The organism is Pseudomonas sp. ADAK21, assembly GCF_012935735.1.
Taxonomy (GTDB): Bacteria; Pseudomonadota; Gammaproteobacteria; order Pseudomonadales; family Pseudomonadaceae; genus Aquipseudomonas; species Aquipseudomonas proteolytica.
Map to the genome: position 1 here is coordinate 226,379 of NZ_CP052857.1, position 19,235 is coordinate 245,613.

At 59.8% G+C, this 19,235-nt stretch carries 16 protein-coding genes and 2 pseudogenes; 7 read left to right on the forward strand and 11 right to left on the reverse strand.

Annotation, left to right across the window (positions count from 1 at the left end):
- Window positions 1-42: 42 nt before the first annotated feature.
- From HKK57_RS00995 to HKK57_RS01010, 4 genes are all read left to right on the forward strand, one after another.
- Window positions 43-1,815 (forward strand): N-acetylglutaminylglutamine amidotransferase, encoded by a 1,773-nt coding sequence (locus HKK57_RS00995; RefSeq protein ID WP_029298748.1) that lies wholly within the window; start codon window positions 43-45, stop codon window positions 1,813-1,815.
- 3 nt (window positions 1,816-1,818) lie between these two features.
- Window positions 1,819-3,564, forward strand: a complete 1,746-nt coding sequence (gene ngg / locus HKK57_RS01000) for an N-acetylglutaminylglutamine synthetase (RefSeq protein ID WP_092235081.1) — start codon at window positions 1,819-1,821, stop codon at window positions 3,562-3,564.
- A gap of 164 nt (window positions 3,565-3,728) precedes the next feature.
- Entirely contained in the window at window positions 3,729-4,913 is a 1,185-nt protein-coding gene (locus HKK57_RS01005; protein ID WP_029298753.1) for an osmoprotectant NAGGN system M42 family peptidase, read from the forward strand.
- A 59-nt stretch (window positions 4,914-4,972) separates the two neighbouring features.
- Window positions 4,973-5,200, forward strand: a complete 228-nt coding sequence (locus HKK57_RS01010; protein WP_003172962.1) for a YheU family protein — start codon at window positions 4,973-4,975, stop codon at window positions 5,198-5,200.
- Here HKK57_RS01010 and csrA read toward each other — a convergent pair.
- On the reverse strand, window positions 5,197-5,406 hold the full coding sequence (gene csrA / locus HKK57_RS01015; RefSeq protein ID WP_029298756.1) for a carbon storage regulator CsrA: 210 nt from the start codon (window positions 5,404-5,406) through the stop codon (window positions 5,197-5,199). The genes HKK57_RS01010 and csrA overlap by 4 nt on opposite strands.
- 232 nt (window positions 5,407-5,638) lie before the next feature.
- Complete coding sequence (locus tag HKK57_RS01020) at window positions 5,639-6,454, reverse strand: SDR family oxidoreductase (protein WP_169389663.1); 816 nt, start codon at window positions 6,452-6,454, stop codon at window positions 5,639-5,641.
- Between the two features lie 330 nt (window positions 6,455-6,784).
- On the opposite strand from HKK57_RS01020, the gene HKK57_RS01025 reads away from it, so the two are divergent.
- Window positions 6,785-6,937, forward strand: a complete 153-nt coding sequence (locus tag HKK57_RS01025; RefSeq protein ID WP_032863216.1) for a DUF3309 family protein — start codon at window positions 6,785-6,787, stop codon at window positions 6,935-6,937.
- A 174-nt stretch (window positions 6,938-7,111) separates the two neighbouring features.
- Here the strand turns inward: HKK57_RS01025 and HKK57_RS01030 are convergent, their stop codons facing one another.
- On the reverse strand, window positions 7,112-9,199 hold the full coding sequence (locus HKK57_RS01030) for an LTA synthase family protein (RefSeq protein WP_029298760.1): 2,088 nt from the start codon (window positions 9,197-9,199) through the stop codon (window positions 7,112-7,114).
- A 550-nt stretch (window positions 9,200-9,749) separates the two neighbouring features.
- Here HKK57_RS01030 and HKK57_RS01035 point away from each other — a divergent pair.
- Window positions 9,750-10,924 (forward strand): annotated as a pseudogene (locus HKK57_RS01035) (integrase core domain-containing protein).
- Between the two features lie 633 nt (window positions 10,925-11,557).
- On the opposite strand, the pseudogene HKK57_RS01040 reads toward HKK57_RS01035, so the two are convergent.
- From HKK57_RS01040 to HKK57_RS01060, 5 genes and pseudogenes are all read right to left on the reverse strand, one after another.
- Window positions 11,558-12,732 (reverse strand): annotated as a pseudogene (locus tag HKK57_RS01040) (integrase core domain-containing protein).
- A 274-nt stretch (window positions 12,733-13,006) separates the two neighbouring features.
- Window positions 13,007-13,198, reverse strand: a complete 192-nt coding sequence (locus HKK57_RS01045) for a PLDc N-terminal domain-containing protein (RefSeq protein ID WP_003192770.1) — start codon at window positions 13,196-13,198, stop codon at window positions 13,007-13,009.
- A gap of 67 nt (window positions 13,199-13,265) precedes the next feature.
- Window positions 13,266-13,796 carry a hypothetical protein gene (locus HKK57_RS01050; protein WP_070995347.1) on the reverse strand — a complete coding sequence of 177 codons (531 nt, stop codon included), beginning with the start codon at window positions 13,794-13,796 and terminating at the stop codon, window positions 13,266-13,268.
- Window positions 13,797-13,837: 41 nt separating this feature from the next.
- Complete coding sequence (locus tag HKK57_RS01055; RefSeq protein ID WP_169389664.1) at window positions 13,838-14,353, reverse strand: ankyrin repeat domain-containing protein; 516 nt, start codon at window positions 14,351-14,353, stop codon at window positions 13,838-13,840.
- A gap of 110 nt (window positions 14,354-14,463) precedes the next feature.
- Window positions 14,464-16,290, reverse strand: coding sequence for a long-chain-acyl-CoA synthetase (locus tag HKK57_RS01060; RefSeq protein ID WP_169389665.1), 1,827 nt, complete (start codon window positions 16,288-16,290; stop codon window positions 14,464-14,466).
- A gap of 350 nt (window positions 16,291-16,640) precedes the next feature.
- Here HKK57_RS01060 and HKK57_RS01065 point away from each other — a divergent pair, with 350 nt between their 5' ends.
- On the forward strand, window positions 16,641-16,919 hold the full coding sequence (locus HKK57_RS01065; RefSeq protein WP_029300345.1) for a DUF3509 domain-containing protein: 279 nt from the start codon (window positions 16,641-16,643) through the stop codon (window positions 16,917-16,919).
- 50 nt (window positions 16,920-16,969) lie between these two features.
- Here the strand turns inward: HKK57_RS01065 and HKK57_RS01070 are convergent, their stop codons facing one another.
- The 3 genes from HKK57_RS01070 to HKK57_RS01080 form a co-directional block, all read right to left on the reverse strand.
- The gene (locus HKK57_RS01070) at window positions 16,970-17,272 is read right to left on the reverse strand and encodes a response regulator transcription factor (RefSeq protein WP_032867617.1); all 303 of its coding nucleotides are present in this window, start codon (window positions 17,270-17,272) and stop codon (window positions 16,970-16,972) included.
- A 213-nt stretch (window positions 17,273-17,485) separates the two neighbouring features.
- Window positions 17,486-18,031 (reverse strand): 1,2-dihydroxy-3-keto-5-methylthiopentene dioxygenase, encoded by a 546-nt coding sequence (locus tag HKK57_RS01075; RefSeq protein ID WP_169389666.1) that lies wholly within the window; start codon window positions 18,029-18,031, stop codon window positions 17,486-17,488.
- A gap of 46 nt (window positions 18,032-18,077) precedes the next feature.
- Window positions 18,078-19,226 carry an MFS transporter gene (locus tag HKK57_RS01080; protein ID WP_070995349.1) on the reverse strand — a complete coding sequence of 383 codons (1,149 nt, stop codon included), beginning with the start codon at window positions 19,224-19,226 and terminating at the stop codon, window positions 18,078-18,080.
- Window positions 19,227-19,235 lie beyond the last annotated feature (9 nt).

Consider the following 19,235-nt stretch of genomic DNA (forward strand, 5'->3'; position numbering starts at 1 on the left):
GCGTTTTTATCCCTCCCCAACGGAAAAACCGGTAAGGAATTTATGTGCGGATTAGCTGGCGAGTTACGTTTCGATGCCCAACCTGCCGACCTGGCAGCCATTGAGCGCATCACCCATCACTTGGCCCCTCGCGGCCCCGACGCGTGGGGTTTCCATGCCCAAGGGCCGATTGCCCTGGGCCATCGGCGCCTGAAAATCATGGACCTGTCGGATGGCTCCGCCCAACCGATGGTCGATGCCCAGTTGGGCCTGTCCCTGGCCTTCAACGGCGCGATCTATAACTTCCCCGAATTGCGCAGCGAACTCGAAGCCCTGGGTTACGCGTTTTATTCCGGTGGCGATACCGAAGTGCTGCTCAAGGGCTACCACGCCTGGGGCGAAGCACTGCTGCCCAAGCTCAACGGCATGTTCGCCTTCGCGATCTGGGAGCGCGACAGCCAGCGCCTGTTCATCGCCCGTGACCGCCTGGGCGTGAAGCCCTTGTACCTGTCGCGCACCGGCCAGCGCCTGCGTTTTGCCTCGGCGTTGCCAGCGCTGCTCAAGGGCGGCGATATCAACCCGATCCTCGACCCGGTGGCGCTCAACCACTACCTGAATTTCCATGCCGTGGTGCCCGCGCCGCGCACGTTGCTCGCGGGTATCGAAAAACTGCCGCCTGCCAGCTGGATGCGTATCGATGCCAACGGCACCACCGAGCAGAAAACCTGGTGGACCCTGCCCTACGGCCCCCATGAGGATGAAAAAAACCTGACCCTGGAAGACTGGACCGACCGCGTGCTCGACAGCACCCGCGAAGCCGTGGCGATCCGTCAACGCGCCGCAGTGGATGTGGGCGTGCTGCTCTCGGGCGGGGTGGATTCGAGCATGCTCGTGGGCCTGTTGCGGGAAGTGGGCGTGCAGGACTTGTCGACCTTCTCCATTGGTTTTGAAGATGCCGGCGGCGAACGTGGTGACGAATTCCAGTATTCGGACCTGATCGCCAAACACTACGGCACCCAGCATCACCAATTGCGCATCGCCGAAAGTGAGATCATCGAGCAACTGCCGGCTGCGTTCCGCGCCATGAGCGAACCGATGGTCAGCCATGACTGCATCGCCTTCTACCTGCTGTCCCGGGAAGTGGCCAAGCATTGCAAGGTAGTGCAAAGCGGCCAGGGAGCCGATGAGTTGTTTGCCGGCTATCACTGGTACCCGCAGGTGGACGGGGCCAGCGACCCTTACGCCGCCTACCGCGATGCGTTTTTTGATCGCAGCTACGACGATTACGCCGCCACTGTCGCGCCGCAATGGCTGACCGCCAATGACGCCGCCGGCGACTTCGTGCGCGAACATTTCGCACAACCGGGGGCCGATGCCGCGGTGGATAAGGCCCTGCGCCTGGACAGCACGGTGATGCTGGTGGACGACCCGGTCAAGCGCGTGGACAACATGACCATGGCCTGGGGCCTGGAAGCCCGTACGCCGTTCCTCGACTACCGCCTGGTGGAGTTGTCGGCCCGGGTGCCGGGTAAATTCAAGCTGCCGGACGGCGGCAAGCAAGTGCTCAAGGAAGCGGCGCGCCGGGTCATCCCCAGTGAGGTCATCGACCGCAAGAAAGGCTACTTCCCGGTGCCCGGCCTCAAGCACTTGCAGGGTGACACCTTGAACTGGGTGCGTGACCTGCTGCTGGACCCAAGCCAGGATCGCGGCCTGTTCAACCCGGCGATGCTCGACCGCCTGCTCACCGATCCACAAGGCCAACTGACCCCGCTGCGCGGCTCCAAGCTATGGCAATTGGCAGCGCTGAACCTGTGGCTCAGCGAACAAGGACTCTGATTGATGAAACCTCACGCCACGGCCTACAGCCAACGCCTGCTGCGCGGCCAGGCGCCTTCCTACGAGCGCTTGCAAGCGCGCCTGGCCGAAGACGGCAGCGAACCCAGCGCGCAACCCATCGCCGTGCATTGCGGCTGGGGCCGGTTGTTGATTGGCCATACCTTCCCTGACCCGGCGAGCCTGGCCCTGGAGTTGCTCAATGAGCAGCCGGGGGAACGGGATATCGCCCTGTATGTGGCCGCTCCCCAGCAGATCCTCGGGATCGATCCACAGCAGTTGTTCCTTGATCCGTCCGACACCCTGCGCCTGTGGTTCACCGACTACCGCCCGGCGACCCGGGTGTTTCGTGGCTTCCGCATTCGTCGGGTACAGAGCGAAGCCGACTGGCAGGCCGTCAATCGCCTGTACCAGGGCCGCGGCATGTTGCCGGTGGATGCCAACCTGTTGACCCCGCGCCATCAAGGTGGCCCGGTGTACTGGCTGGCCGAGGACGAAGACAGCGGCGCGGTGATCGGCAGCGTCATGGGTCTCAATCATCAAAAGGCCTTCCACGATCCGGAAAGCGGCAGCAGCCTCTGGTGCCTGGCCGTAGACCCGCAATGCTCGCGGCCGGGGGTCGGTGAAGTGCTGGTGCGCCATCTGATCGAGCACTTTATGAGCCGTGGCCTGAGTTACCTGGACCTGTCGGTATTGCATGACAATCGTCAGGCGAAGAGCCTCTACGCCAAGCTCGGCTTTCGTGCCCTCACCACCTTCGCGATCAAGCGCAAGAATGGCATCAACCAACCGCTGTTCCTCGGCCCGGGGCCTCAGGCGGGGTTCAATCCCTATGCGCGGATCATTGTCGAAGAAGCCCACCGACGCGGGATCGACGTGCAGGTAGATGACGCCGATGCCGGGCTGTTTACCCTCAGCCATGGCGGGCGGCGGGTGCGCTGCCGCGAGTCGTTGAGCGACCTGACCAGTGCCATCAGCATGACCCTGTGCCAGGACAAGAGCCTGACCCACAAGACCCTGAGCGCCGCCGGTTTGAAATTGCCGTCGCAGCAACTGGCCGCCAGCGCCGACGATAACCTGGAGTTCCTCGACGAACACCAGCGCATCGTGGTCAAGCCGCTGGACGGGGAACAGGGCCAGGGCGTGGCCGTGGACTTGCAGACCATCGAAGAAGTGCAAAGCGCTATCGAGGCGGCGCGCCAGTTTGACTCGCGGGTATTGCTGGAGAGCTTCCACGAAGGCCTGGACCTGCGCATCCTGGTCATTGGTTTTGAAGTGGTGGCCGCCGCCATCCGCCGCCCGGCCCAGGTGATCGGTGACGGCAAGCACAGCGTCGGTGCGTTGATCGAAGTGCAAAGCCGCCGACGCCAGGCGGCCACCGATGGCGAAAGCCGCATCCCCATGGACGACGAAACCCTGCGCACCTTGAAAGCGGCGGGTTACGACTACGACAGCATTTTGCCTTCCGGCGAAGTGCTGGCCGTGCGGCGCACCGCCAACCTGCACACCGGCGGTTGCCTGGAAGATGTCACGGCGATCCTGCACCCGACCCTGGCAGACGCTGCCGTGCGTGCCGCGCGCGCCCTCGACATTCCCATGGTGGGCCTGGACCTGATGGTGCCGGCCGCCGACCAGCCGGAATATGTATTTATCGAAGCCAATGAACGCGCCGGGTTGGCCAATCATGAACCGCAACCAACTGCGGAGAAATTCGTGGATCTGTTGTTTCCCCATAGTCAGTCCACGGCTTGAGATAGGCGTTGACTGGTCGGCCCTCATCGCGGGCAAGCCCGCTCCCACAGTGGTACGCGATCAACTGTAGGAGCGGGCTTGCCCGCGATGAGACCAGCCCAGGCACCAATACCCTCAGCCCCCTCATCGAAACCATCGATGCCCTCAACTCATCAGGAGTTTCCATGACCCGAACCATCCCCGAACCGGATCTCAACTACCTGCAGAAAGTGCTGCTGGAAATGCTCGCCATCCCCAGCCCCACCGGCTTTACCGACACCATCGTGCGTTACGTCGCCGAGCGTCTCGAAGAACTGGGCATCCCCTTTGAAATGACCCGTCGCGGAACCATCCGCGCCACCCTCAAGGGCCAGCAGAACAGCCCGGACCGCGCGGTTTCCGCGCACCTGGACACCATCGGCGCTGCCGTGCGGGCGATCAAGGACAATGGCCGCCTGACCCTGGCCCCCGTGGGCTGCTGGTCCAGCCGCTTTGCCGAAGGCAGCCGCGTGAGCCTGTTCACCGACAATGGCGTGATCCGCGGCAGCGTCCTGCCGCTGATGGCTTCCGGGCACGCGTTCAATACCGCCGTGGATGAAATGCCGATCAGTTGGGACCATATCGAACTGCGCCTGGATGCCTACTGCACCACCCGTGCCGATTGCGACTCCCTAGGGATCAGTGTCGGCGACTTCGTGGCCTTCGACCCGCTGCCGGAGTTCACCGAGAGCGGCCATATCAGCGCCCGCCACCTGGATGACAAAGCCGGGGTCGCCGCCTTGCTGGCGGCGCTCAAGGCGATCGTCGACAGCGGTGAACCGTTGCTGATCGACTGCCACCCGCTGTTCACCATCACCGAAGAAACCGGCAGCGGCGCGGCGGCGGCATTACCCTGGGATGTCAGCGAATTCGTCGGCATCGACATTGCACCGGTCGCCCCCGGCCAGCACTCCAGCGAGCATGCCGTGAGCGTCGCGATGCAGGATTCCGGCGGGCCCTACGACTATCATTTGTCCCGTCACCTGCTGCGCCTGGCCGCCGACCATGAATTGCCGGTACGCCGCGATCTGTTTCGCTATTACTTCAGCGATGCCCACTCGGCCGTGACGGCCGGGCACGATATCCGCACGGCGCTGCTGGCCTTTGGCTGCGATGCGACCCACGGTTACGAGCGGACCCATATCGACAGCCTGGCGGCCTTGAGTCGCCTGCTTGGCGCCTACATCCTCAGCCCGCCGGTATTTGCCAGCGATGCCCAGCCCGCCCAGGGTTCCCTGGACCGCTTCAGCCATCAACTGGAGCACGAGACGCAAATGGAGAGCGACACCCGCGTGCCGTCGGTGGATAGCCTGGTCGGGCAGAAATCCTGAAGCTGGCAACAATGATCCCGGCACAGTAGGATCGCCGGGATCAACCATTTGAGGCTTGTATGCTGATTCCCCACGATGCACTTGAAGTCGACACCCTGACCCGCCTCATTGAAGACTTCGTCACCCGCGACGGCACCGATAACGGCGACGACACGCCCCTGGAAACCCGCGTACTGCGTGTACGCCAGGCGTTGACCAAGGGCCAGGCGCTGATCGTTTTCGATCCGGAGAGTGAACAGTGCCAACTGATGCTCAAGCACGACGTGCCCAAGCATCTGTTCGACTAAGGGTTGGGCACGGGCACCGGATGGGTCGCCCGCGGTGGCCCCTGCTGGTTGCGGATTTTTTCGTAGACCTCCGCCCGATGCACATTGACCCCTGCCGGCGCTTCCACGCCGAGTTTCACCTGGAAGTTGTTGACCTCCAGGATCCGCAGGGTGATGTGATCGCCGATGGAAATGATTTCGCCTACGGTGCGGCTAAGTACCAGCATGGCGTTTGTCCTTTGAAAGTTACCGGACATCGACCATGCGCCCTCCCCCATGCCCCATCAATGCCTTGCCAGCTAAACAGACCTCCCCTACAAGCCCTGGTTAACTTTACTGACAGACAAATATAAAAAACGCCGCAAAAGAGCAAAAAACCAAACGCACCGTTTACTCTGTGGCGAGGGGGCTTGTCCCTAGCCACAATAAGCGCCTGAACCACACTTGCCCCTGCGCCCGTTAACTTTTGACCGACTGGGCCTTGGCGCGCATTTTTTCCGACATGCTGGTCATTTCGTCATACAGCAACTGCGGGTTTTTCTGCTTCAAGGCCCAGGCCATCCGCCCTTGTTCATGGGGCAGGATCATGAACTCACCGGCCGCCACGCGCTGGTAGATGTAATCGGCGATGTCCGTCGCCGTGATCGGCGAGCTTTCCAGCAGCTTGCCGACCTGGGCCTTCATCGCCGGGGTGGGGCCGCGGAACGAGTCCAGCAGGTTGGTCTGGAAGAACGACGGGCAAACCACATGTACCCCGACTTCCTGCTGCTTGAGTTCCACCAACAAGCTTTCCGAAAGCGCCACCACACCAGCCTTGGCCACGTTGTAGTTGCTCATGGCCGGGCCTTGCATCAGCGCCGCCATCGAGGCGATGTTGATGATCCGGCCCTTGCTTTTTTCCAGCAGCGGCAGGAAGGCCTTGCAGCCCTTGACCACGCCCATCAGGTTGATTGCGATCTGCCAGTCCCAATCCTCCAGGGACAATTCACTGAAGAACCCACCGGAGGCGACCCCGGCGTTGTTGACGATCACATCGATACCGCCCAGCTTGACTTCGCAGGCCTGGGCAAAGGCAGTGAGCTGGCTGTAGTCACGCACGTCGCAGCGCTGGATAAAGCCATCGCCACCGGCCTGGCGCACCAGCGCGAGGGTTTCCTGCAAACCCGGCTCACTGACATCCGACAAGGCCAGTTGCCAACCTTCGCGGGCCCAGCGCAGAGCGATTTCGCGACCCAGGCCGGATCCGGCGCCAGTGATCATCATGCGATTTTGCATAGGAAGTAGCCTTGTGGTTCAGGGAAGAAGTACGCGCCAGTGTAGCGAAGGTTATTCACCGCCCCATGCACCATCAAGTTGCTGAATGCCGCGGGCAAACCAAGGGCCCGGTCGGATGCCAGGGCCTGGGGTTAGTTCAATCTATTTAAACTAAGTGCGAAGCCGCACTGCAATTAAAAAGGAAATAAGCCAGCGGCCAAATCGCTTTAAAAAAACAGGGAATTTTCTGCAAAGTGCAGGAGTCGGATTGGTTAAGGCAGCCGTTTTAGATGTGCGGCTCTGACAATTAACAATCAGGTCTTTTCAGAAGACGAATAAGGAAAACAACCTATGAGCCTCATTCTTATCATTGTTCTGATCCTCCTGCTGGTCGGCGGCCTGCCGGTGTTCCCGCACTCGCGCAACTGGGGTTATGGGCCATCGGGTATTCTCGGTACGGTGCTGGTGGTGCTGTTGATTCTGTTGTTGCTGGGCAAGATATAACGGCGTTGATTGCATAACTGTAGGAGCGAGCTTGCTCGCGAAGAACTCAGCCGCACTGCGGTTATCCAGAACAAACGTGTTGCCTGGGCATTTTTCGCGAGCAAGCTCGCTCCTACAAAAAAAAGATGCAAAAAAAGAGGCCTTGAAGAAGGCCTCTTTTTTATTGCCTGGCGATTAGTCCGGCTTGCCGTCTACCACGCCTGCGGTGTTATCCAGCAGGCTCTTGGTAGCGGTCTGCAGGAACGACTCAAGTTTCTGCTTGAGTTGTGCCTCATCCGCCGACTCAGGGATTACCTTGCCGGTAGGGTTGGCGCCCAGTTCGTATTGCCACAGTTTCGGTGGCATCTCCTTGGGCAATACCAACACACGGTCAGCCGTGAGCAAGGCCACGGTCTGGTCGCTGCCCGATGGTTTGATCACGCCAAAGCCCTTGTCGCCTTCCGGCAGGTTGAGCAGGTCACGGCCCCAGCACTGGTGACGGGTTTCGCCGCCCAGGCGGCCCATGATGGTCGGCACGATGTCGATCTGCGTACCCACGGTATGGTCGCGCACGCCGAACTTGTCCTGCATGCCCGGGGCAATCAGCAGCAGTGGCACGTTGAAGCGGCCCAGATCCATTTCGGTGATCTGTTGCTCGTTACCAAAACCATGGTCGCCGACGATCACAAACAGGGTGTCCTTGAAGTACGGCTCTTTGCGGGCCTTCTCGAAGAACTGGCCCAGAGCCCAGTCGGAGTAGCGCATGGCCGTCAAATGTTCGTTGAGGCGGCCACGATCAGTCACCGGCTCGACCGGCAACGGCGTCGGCAAGGCGTACGGCGTATGGTTGGACAGGGTTTGCAGCAGTGCGTAGAACGGCTTGCCGCCCTCGCGCGCCTTCAACTCTTGCAGGCCACGGTCGAACATGTCCTGGTCGGACACGCCCCAGGTCGGATCGGAGAACACCGGGTCGACGAAGTCATTGCGGCCAATGAAATTAGTCATGCCCTGGTTGCTGAAGAAGCCCGACTGGTTATCCCAGGCGAAGTCGCCGTTGTAGACATACACATCGTCGAAATCACGGGCACTGAGCAATTGCGGCAAGCCCGACAACTTGTGGCTACCTTCCGGGGTCTGCATCAGGTATTCGAAGCCTGGCAGGTTCGGGAAGCACGCCATGGTGGCGAACATGCCCTGGTGGGTGTGGGTGCCGTTGGAGAAGAAACGGTCGAACAGCAGGCCTTCCTTGGTCAACTCATCGAAGTACGGCGTGATCTTGCCGTTGCTACCCAACGCGCCCACCGAGTGACCGGCGAAGCTTTCCATCAGGATCACCACGACGTTCTTGATCGGCAGGGTCTTCTCGGCCGGTGGCGTGAAATCACGGCGCACGGCGGCGGTGTCGGTATCCACCAGTTTTTCGTCAGGCAACACCAGCATGTCACGCACGGTCTGGGTGGCCAGCGGTTGCTCCAGGGTGGCTTTCCAGACGTTCTCGCGATGCTCGGAGAAACGCGCCTTGGCCGCACCGATCAGCGACAGCGTACCGTTGAGGCCCAGGTGGTTGGCGAAGTTGGAGTCGGTGGTGTAAACGTCACCCCAACGCAGCGGCGGGCCCTGGCGCAGGGTGCCACGCGCGGCGACCACGGCAATCAGCAAGCACACCACGAACACGGCGATGCGGCTGTACCACGGGGCAACCTGGCGGGTGCCGACGGTGCCACCGCTGAACGGGCCACGGGGCCGCGTTGCACGATCAGCGCCTTTGAAGGCGATGCTCAGGATAAACGTACCCACGGCCCAGCCCAGCAGGTAGCGCACCACCGGGAAGCCGTACCAGAGCATGCTCATCACGGTTTTCGGATCTTCCTTGACGTACTGGAAGACCAGGCCGTTGAGGCGCTGGTGGAACTCGCGGTAGAAGTCCATCTCCATCAGGCCAAGGAACAGCGCGATGCTGGAAACCACGGTCAGCCACAACCGGAAGAACCCGCGGGCGGCCATGGCGCGCACGCTGAACAGCGCCAGGATCAGCGGGATGCTCAGGTACACCACCAGGCGCAAGTCCAGGCGCAGGCCGTTGACGAACGCTTCAAGGAAGGTCGAGGCCGGGGTGTCGAGCATCATGTCGCTGTTGTAGACCAACAGCCCGAGTCGCAGCAGGGAGAGCATCACCATCATGACCAGCGCGCAAAGCAGCGTGTAGGCCAGGTGGGATTTGACGGTGGGTTGCAGCAGGCGATTAGAAGCTCGCTGCTGATTCAGGGCGTCCGGGTTTGCCATGTTGTTTGAGGACCCATTGGAAGTTTAAGTGGCGAAATAATGCAGCGGCGTCCTGCCCCGGCCAGTAAAGGCACAGGGTCCAGGGTATTACGCGGTGGGCAGATGGTGCCCGATCAACGTCGGCAACGCTATTGATTACTCATCGCGCAGGGCTCCTGGCGGCACAGAGGGACCGTGGCAGGAAAATAAAGCGGGGGAATTGTCTTGGATGAAGTGTGAAAATTTTGTGCAGCGAATATCCAGACACACAAATCTAATGGATGTGGGGTACAAAAATGAGGGGGTGGGTTTGCTCGCGTGTCAGCCAATTAATCGGGTACTGGTGGGGCATTAGGATCTGCACAAGTTGCTCTTTTGGGGGGAGGGTACATATCCGTTGCTGCGGTCACGGCCACTTAGGGTTCCGCCCTGACGGCGGGTCACTTTCGAAGAGCGCGAAAGTAACCAAAGCGCTCTTGCCGGTATGACTCACCCACATGGGTTACAAATCAGTTCACGCACATAGGTAACAGTTTTTAACTGGCAGGGTCGATTTCGCGAGGATCTGACCATGCCCTGGAAAGAGCTGAAACCTATGGACCTTAAAGTACTGTTCATTGCCGATTACCTGTCCCAGAAGCACAGCCTTAGCCAGCTGTGCCGGGACTATGAGGTCAGCCGCAAGACTGGGTATAAGTGGATCAGGCGTTACGAGGCAGAGGGCCCGAGTGGGCTTGATGAGCGTAGCCGCTGCCGCCACAACCAAACCTACGTGGTGCCCTTGGCTGTGAAACAGGCAATCGTTGAATTTCGCTTAAGTGGCGAGACGATTCCCGGCCCGAAAAAGATTCAGAATAGTCTCATCCAGCGTTTCCCAGATCAGGATCCGCCCTCGAAGACGACCATTTACAACATTCTCAAGGCAGCTGATTTGATTACCCCCAAGCCATTGCGCCGACGGGTGGCTGTGTATCCCAAGCCTTTACGCAAGGCAGAAAATCCCAACCAGTTATTCAGCGCTGATTACAAAGGCCAATACCTGACCGGAGCAGGGATTTGGTGTTATCCGCTGACGATCATGGATCATGCCAGCCGGTTTTTGCTGGCGTGCCAGAGCATGAGCAGCACCAATCTGAAGGAAACCCAGCAAACCTTCGAAAGGGTTTTCGCGAATACGGCCTGCCAGAGCGCATTCGTACCGACAACGGCATACCGTTTGCCAGCACCAGTCGAGCGGGGTTGTCACAGCTGTCGATCTGGTGGATGAGACTTGGGATCATTCCTGAGCGGATCGAGCCAGGTCGCCCAGATCAGAATGGGCGGCATGAGCGTATGCACCGAACGCTGAAAAGCACGTTACCTCACCCGTCGGCAATTGCCTGGGAAGCCCAGCAGCGCCACTTTGATCGCTTCCTGCAGCACTATAATTACGAGCGTGGGCACGAGGCGCTTGGCCAGAAAACGCCTGCCGCTTGCTATACGCCTTCAACTCGAATGTACCCGGAGAAGCTACCGGAAATGACCTATGCGAGCCATATTGAGAGTTACCTGGCCGACAGTAGCGGAATCATCAATCGAGGAGGCATGCGGGTTTATATCGGCAATTTACTTCGTCACCAGACCATCGGAATGGAGATGATTGGTGATGGGGTATGGAATGTAATCTTCGGTCCGGTGATCTTGGGCCATGTGAATGCGAGAGATGCAAAGAACGGTTATGTCTCAATCAAAGTGTCACCTATGTGAATGCACTTTTTTGTAACCCATGTGGTTGTCCCGTACATGCCCCACCACTCGGCACCTCGCCTAGGCTCGGTGTGCCCGTAATCCGACATTGATTTGGGGGGCCGCCGCGATGGGCCATCCATGGCCCAGCGCGGCTAAACCGGCGTCCTGCCGGTTTACCCCCCAAATCAATATCGGATGACGGCCAGCGTGGTTTAACGGGGCGCCTAAGATCAAAATCACAAGCAGAGCGAGGCGGCCTGACAGCCGACCTGATCGTCGAAGCGTGCGCGTCCCCCTTGTGGGAGCGGGCTTGCTCGCGAATGCGGTGGGTCAGTGATGGATATATTGACTGATACACCGCATTCGCGAGCAAGCCCGCTCCCACAGGGGAATGCAGCTCCGCGCTCTGGCTTTGTTGTTGCTGTTGCTCTGCTTTTGATCTTGGGCGCCCCGTCAAACCACGCTGGCCGCAGGCAGGTATTGCGCAGTGGGCACCCCGGCAGGATGCCGGGGTAGCCGCGACACGGCCATGGATGGCCGATCGCGGCGGGCCCACGGAGCAATGCCTGACTGCGGGCATGCCGAGCCTAGGCGAGGCACCGAGTGGTGGGGCATGTACGGGACAACCACATGGGTTACAAAAAAGTGCATTCACATAGGTGACACTTTGATTGAGACATAACCGTTCTTTGCATCTCTCGCATTCACATGGCCCAAGATCACCGGACCGAAGATTACATTCCATACCCCATCACCAATCATCTCCATTCCGATGGTCTGGTGACGAAGTAAATTGCCGATATAAACCCGCATGCCTCCTCGATTGATGATTCCGCTACTGTCGGCCAGGTAACTCTCAATATGGCTCGCATAGGTCATTTCCGGTAGCTTCTCCGGGTACATTCGAGTTGAAGGCGTATAGCAAGCGGCAGGCGTTTTCTGGCCAAGCGCCTCGTGCCCACGCTCGTAATTATAGTGCTGCAGGAAGCGATCAAAGTGGCGCTGCTGGGCTTCCCAGGCAATTGCCGACGGGTGAGGTAACGTGCTTTTCAGCGTTCGGTGCATACGCTCATGCCGCCCATTCTGATCTGGGCGACCTGGCTCGATCCGCTCAGGAATGATCCCAAGTCTCATCCACCAGATCGACAGCTGTGACAACCCCGCTCGACTGGTGCTGGCAAACGGTATGCCGTTGTCGGTACGAATGCGCTCTGGCAGGCCGTATTCGCGAAAACCCTTTCGAAGGTTTGCTGGGTTTCCTTCAGATTGGTGCTGCTCATGCTCTGGCACGCCAGCAAAAACCGGCTGGCATGATCCATGATCGTCAGCGGATAACACCAAATCCCTGCTCCGGTCAGGTATTGGCCTTTGTAATCAGCGCTGAATAACTGGTTGGGATTTTCTGCCTTGCGTAAAGGCTTGGGATACACAGCCACCCGTCGGCGCAATGGCTTGGGGGTAATCAAATCAGCTGCCTTGAGAATGTTGTAAATGGTCGTCTTCGAGGGCGGATCCTGATCTGGGAAACGCTGGATGAGACTATTCTGAATCTTTTTCGGGCCGGGAATCGTCTCGCCACTTAAGCGAAATTCAACGATTGCCTGTTTCACAGCCAAGGGCACCACGTAGGTTTGGTTGTGGCGGCAGCGGCTACGCTCATCAAGCCCACTCGGGCCCTCTGCCTCGTAACGCCTGATCCACTTATACCCAGTCTTGCGGCTGACCTCATAGTCCCGGCACAGCTGGCTAAGGCTGTGCTTCTGGGACAGGTAATCGGCAATGAACAGTACTTTAAGGTCCATAGGTTTCAGCTCTTTCCAGGGCATGGTCAGATCCTCGCGAAATCGACCCTGCCAGTTAAAAACTGTTACCTATGTGCGTGAACTGATTTGTAACCCATGTGGGTGAGTCATACCGGCAAGAGCGCTTTGGTTACTTTCGCGCTCTTCGAAAGTGACCCGCCGTAAGGGCGGAACCCTAAGCCGCCGTGACCGCAGCAACGGATATGTACACCGCCTCCAAGAACCATCAAAGAGTTGTGTAGATACTCACAGCTATCGCCGGCAAGGCCGCACATTACTTGCTTGTGCTCACTGAGGATCAGATCCGCACATTGCCCCGTGGTCCGGCGATGGCCCAGATAATCAGGCCCAATACCGGCAACAGCAGGATCAACAGGATCCACAACACTTTGGCGCCGGTGCTGGCGCCGCTTTTGAACACGTTGATGATCGCCCAGATATCCAAAGCCAGGATGATCAAGCCGATCAGGCTGTTAAATGTGGAACCCATGGTGTCGCTCCTAAGTGAGGGCTTGCCTGCTTAGGATAGCCAGCCCTGGCGAGGGTTCCGTTTTATTTCATACGTGCAGGGCGATACGCAGGGCTTCCAGGGACGGCTCACCCTTGATCCCGACTGCAGCACACAACTCCAGCACCCGTGGTACATCGTTGCCGTACACCAACACCGCCTGGATCTCGTCATCGAGCAACTGGCTGAAGTTCATCAGGGTGTAGCCGCCGTTTTCCGGGTTCATGGCAGCAAGTTGGATCTGGATGCGATTGAGCGCCGTGAGCGCCTCGGTCTTGGCCAATTGCTTGGGCTTGAGGTTGAACGCCACGTCGGGACCAAACGAGGCGACGATCTGGGCGAACAGGTCCTGGTAGGTATCGGCCTGGAACAGCACCGTTTCCGGCAGGCTACCGACCACAATCCACTCACCCAGGGGGATGGGGAAGCTGTCGTCGTAGTTGATATCGGGGTTGGCCGCCAGGAACCCGTCGGCATCCGCGTAGGCTTGGGCGGCCTCGTCGGCGATCTGCGCGATCTCGGCCTCGCCCAGGCAACCGGAACTGATTTTAGTGATGAGTTCGACGAGCGCGGTGTTCATGGGCGGATCCTGTGGCGAGGCTGATTTTGAGGGCGCAAAGCCTACACCAGTTTTTGCAACTGCGCCGTCGAATCCACTGCCCCCATGGTCTGGGCCGCCACCAGCGCAGTCACGCCCTGGGCATCGGTGGCCTTCGGGTTGGCCCCGACGCTGAGGAGGTAATCGACTATCTCGGTGCGGTTGAACATCGCGGCCATCATCAGCGCCGTGCGGCCATCGGCAGATGCGCCTTCAACTGGCGCGCCACCTTCGATCAACGCCTTGACCACCGCGAGGTTGCCCTTGAACGCAGCACCGGCAATGGGCAACTGGTTTTTGTCATTGGCCATCTGCGGGTCGGCCTTGAACTCCAGCAGCACTTTCACGGCCTCGGCATGCCCGTGATAGGCGGACAACATCAACAAGGTATCGCCATTGTGATTGCGCAGATTGACCGGCAAGCCCTTGGCCAGCAGCGCGGCCAGCATGGCGGCATCACCCCGGCGGGCCACGTCGAAGACCTGCTCGGCAAATTCGGCGGCTTCATCTTCGGTCATTTGTTTGGCTTGATCTGACATCTGCGGCTCCCTGTGGGGTGTGGCGTAAGGCCGTCAGTTTCCCGAGCAGCGCCACGCCTGTCACCCCTTTTTTGCCGAAAGCCGCAATAGTCAGGCTCTATCACCCACCGTCAGTAGCGATATTTTCCGCCCTGAATATCCACCAGCACCTGCTCGGTCACAGGCACATAGGCATCCGTGCCTGGCAGCCAGGCATAGAGGGGATCATCACCGACCCTGGCTGGGTCGAACGCCTCTTCCTTGAGCCGCACCTTCTGGTACTTGAAGGTGCCAGTGGTTTCCATCTTGACCTTGATCCGCAGGAACAGCGGCACCGCATAGGCCGGCATCTGGCTCAGGGCGAACTGCAACAGCGCCCGCATATCCAGGGTTGCCAGGGACTCGGACGGGGTAATCGCGGCCATCCCGGCGCGGCCGTTGGTATTGGCGATTTCCACACCGTAGGCCACCGCCTCGGTGATATGCGGGTGCTGCATAAAGATGTTTTCCACCTCGGTGGTGGAAACGTTCTCGCCCTTCCAGCGATAGGTGTCGCCCAGGCGGTCGACGAACTGCGCATGGCCAAAGCCGATGCTGCGCAGCAGATCGCCGGTGTTGAAATAGCGATCGCCCTTTTCGAAGACATCGCTCAAGACCACCTTGCGGTTCTTTTCCGGGTCGGTGTAGCCATCGAACGGCGCCTTGTCGTCGATCCTGGCCAGCAGCAGGCCCTGCCCGCCCTTCTGCACTTCACGCATGAAGCCATTGCTGCCACGGATCGGTTCGCAGGTGTCGTGGGCGTAGTCCACCAGCGCCCAGTGCATCAGGGAAAAGCCGATGGTGTTGTCGAAATTCAGCACGTTGGTGAAACCGATATTGCCGTCGCTGGCCGCATACAGCTCGCAGATATGCTCGACGCCAAAGCGCTCCTTGAACGGCCCCCACACCCCGGGGCGCAAGCCGTTGCCGATCATCTTCACCACACGGTTGTCGCGGTCGCGCGGGCTTGGCGGCTGGTCGATCAGGTAGCGGCACAACTCACCGACATATCCCAGGGTTGTTGCGTTGAATTTGCGCACATCGTCCCAGAACTGGCTGGCGCTGAACTTGCGGCGGATGGCAAACCCCGACGCGCCGGCAATCGCCGAACCCCAGCACACGCAAAGCCCGGTGGCGTGGTACAGCGGCAGGGTGCAATACACGACGTCCTCCGGCCCCATGTCCAGGGCGATGGTGCCGAAGCTCGCCGAGGATTTCATCCAGCGGCCATGCTTGAAGATGCCAGCCTTGGGCAAACCGGTGGTGCCGGAGGTGTAGATATAGAAGCATGGGTCGTTGAAGTAGATCTGCTGGCTGCTTGCGGGGTTATCCGGCGAGCAGTCCGCACTGGCAGCCATCAGGTCGACATAGCCCGCGGGCACCGGCGCCGCCGGTTGTTCGGCAACGTACCAGGTGCGCTGAGGATCAATCGCCACCTGCCCGCGCACGGCGTCGTAGGCTTCGGCCAGCTCCGCGCCGACCACAATCGCCACCGGGTCTACCAGGGTCAGGCTGTGGACCAGCACTGCCTGGGTTTGCGCGGTGTTGAGCATGGCGCAGATGCCGCCGACCTTGGCCACCGCCAGCACGGTCAGCAGCAGTTCGGGACGGTTTTCAATAAACAGCGCGACCACATCCCCCTTGCCAATGCCCTGGGCTTGCAGGTGATGGGCGATGCGGTTGGCATGCTGGTTGGCCTGGCGGTAACTGAGCACCTGGTCGCCGTACAGCAGCGCCGCGCCCTCGGGGTTGCGTTGGGTGGCCTGTTCGAAGGTCCAGCCCAACCCGCAGGGTTGATCGGGGTCAGTGATGTTGGCGACGCGGATACCCCGTACCAGGCGTGGCAGGGCCCGGACAATGGTCGGCACCTTGCGCAACATCATGCCGAGGGTAATCATCTCGCTGTTCGGATTGCTCATGTACAGAAGTCCTTTTTCTTATTATTCGTAGGGTCTGCAGGCCGTCATGGGACGTAGGACCGTTCCTGAATGCCTTTCAGGAAAATACGTCAGCCATTCCTTGGCTGTACACGCAGGATTTGCAATGTTTTGTATCCCACAGCGCAGTGCCGAGCAGCACCGTTCGTCACCGGCCAATAGCGCAAAATGCAGGATGCACGATGGCCATTCATGCATATTGCACGAAACCGAAAAATTCAATTTTTTATAAGATGCTGATTTGTAAGGATTTTTTATAAAAAGCAATACTGGCACAATCACTGCACCTATCACTCCATGCCGCACAACACGAGCCAATGGAGCCGATAGACATGAGCCTGATCCAAGACAAATTCGCTTCTGTATTCTCCAACTACGACGTCACCACCCAAGCGCGTCCTGACGGTGGCATCCTGCTGACCCTGCGCAACACCGAGGGTAAGCAGATCAAACGCTCGATTTCGTACCAGCAGCTGCACACTGCCGACCAACTGACGTGGGTCATCAGCGCCATCCGTCGTGACCTGGCAGAACAGGCCAGCGAGCTGCCGCAGATTTCGATGCTGCAAAGCCAGCACCGCTTTGCCCTGCCGACCTACCACTCGGCCTGAGTACCGGTTTGTTTTCCAGGGCCGTGAAGCCGTCAGGCTTCACGGCCTTTTTATCTGCACAAACCGCGCTTGATCGCCTCGCTCACCGCCTGGACCCGGTTGTTGACGCGCAGCTTGCAGTAGATATTGCGCAGGTGAAATTTTACCGTGGCTTGTGAGACGCAACGGATCCGACTGATTTCCCATACGGTCTTGCCCTCCGTGGCCCAATGCAATATTTCCAGTTCCTTGGCAGTCAGCGGCTTGTTCGGCAACGCCAGTTGTGCGCCATCTGCCCTGTGGTCGGACGCCTGTTCACAGGCCTCGTTTGCCGCAGGCGCCACGGATGGGATCGACTCATCTGGGCTGCTCATGCATACCTCTCCGTCTCTTATTGAATTGCACTGCCAATATTCGGACTCCTCCTATTGACAGATAAATACACAGCGACGGGAGAGTTACATAAAGCCTGGAATTAACACATCGACCCACAGACAAATAGCTATAACTTACAAACTATAGAGCCCATTCCCACAAACTTATCCAACTTCGGCGTATTGAATAAGTTTGTGAAAAGCGAACTTGGATCAATCATCCAATCCGGGGAACGCTTGGGCGATATCACTGCCGGTTACTTGCGCCACGGCCCCGGCGGCCGTCTGGAACAGGCTGATGGCAACCACACGCGGTTCTTCCCCCAAGTCAAACCAGCGCGGTATGCCGGCCGGGATGCGCAGCAGGTCGTGTTTTTCGCAGAGTACCGTGAAGATGTAATCGCCGATGTGCAGGCCGAGCAGCCCTCGCCCGGCGGCGAACAGGCGGATTTCATCGGCATCGTGGCGATATTCATCGCGCAAACCCGCAGCAACGGCGTCCTTTTGCGGATGCTCGCGGCTCACACTCAATACCTCTACGTGCGCGTAGCCCTGGGCGGTCATCCAGCTGTCGATGGGCCCCTGGTACGCCGTCGTCACCTCGGCCGCGCTGGCACCGGCCTCGACGCGGGTGTTGGCCTGCCAGCGCTCGAAGCCCACGCCGTGCTCGGCCAGGGTCGAGGCAATGTCGTCAGCGTGGGTCAGGACCTTGTTCGGGGTGTCCGGGGTGGCAACGTGATAAACGAAGAGAATGCTCATAGAAGGGGTCCTCGGGCGGTAAGAGTCTGCAGATGATGGGCCGGGCTCACGGCCGTTCCTCGGGCAAGCGCAGCAGCATGAGCAACGCGGCGGCCAGGGCCGCGAGGCTGGCGATACTGAAGGTCAGGGTCGGCCCCAGTTGGTTCCAGCTATAACCGGAATACAAGGCGCCCAGCGCGCCGCCGGTGCCGGCCAGCGCCGCATACAGGGCCTGGCCCTGGCCTTGCTGGCGTGCACCGAAGCTGCGCTGCACAAACTGGATGGCCGCCGCATGAAAGCTGCCAAAGGTCGCGGCATGCAGCAATTGGGCAAATAGCAGCACCCACAGGAACTCGGCGAACGAACCCAGCAACAACCAGCGCAACGCCGCCAGCAGGAAACTCGCCGCCAGCACCCGGCGCACCGAGAAGCGCGTGAGAATCCGGCTCATGGCCATGAACATCAACACTTCTGCCACCACGCCCAAGGCCCACAACAAACCGATCACACCACGGCTGTAACCGAGGCTTTCCAGGTGCAGGGTAAGAAAGGTGTAGTACGGGCCGTGGCTCATTTGCATCAAGGCCACGCAGGCATAGAACGCCAGCACACCAGGGCTGCGCAATTGCCGCAGGAAGCCGTCGCCGGCCCCGCGCTCCCCGGTGGACGTCGGCTGGGCATTGGGCACCCACCAACTGGCACCGATGATGCCGGCCATGATCAACACGATTGCCACCGGGTAGATGTCCAGGCTCAGGGCTTCAAACAGCCGCCCCAGGGCAACGACGGCGAGGATAAAACCCACCGAGCCCCAGAGGCGGACCTGGCTGTAGCGTGAGGTCTGGCCGCGTAGATGCGCCAGGGTGATGACCTCGAACTGCGGCAGCACCGCATGCCAGAAGAACGCATGCAGGGCCATCACCAGCGCCAGCCAGGCGTAGCTCTGGCTGACGAAGATCAGCGAAAAACTCAGCAACGTGCACACCGCGCCAAACCGCACGATGGCCAGGCGCCGACCGGTGTAGTCCCCCAGCCAGCCCCAGATATTGGGTGCCACGCAGCGCATCAGCATCGGGATCGCTACCAGCTCGCCAATGCGCGCGCTGGAGAACCCCAGATGATGGAAATACAGCGCCAGGAATGGCGCCGTCGCCCCCAGCAGGGCGAAATAGAACAGATAGAAGCTGGAAAGTCGCCAGTACGGGAGTGCTGTCACGGTCAGACC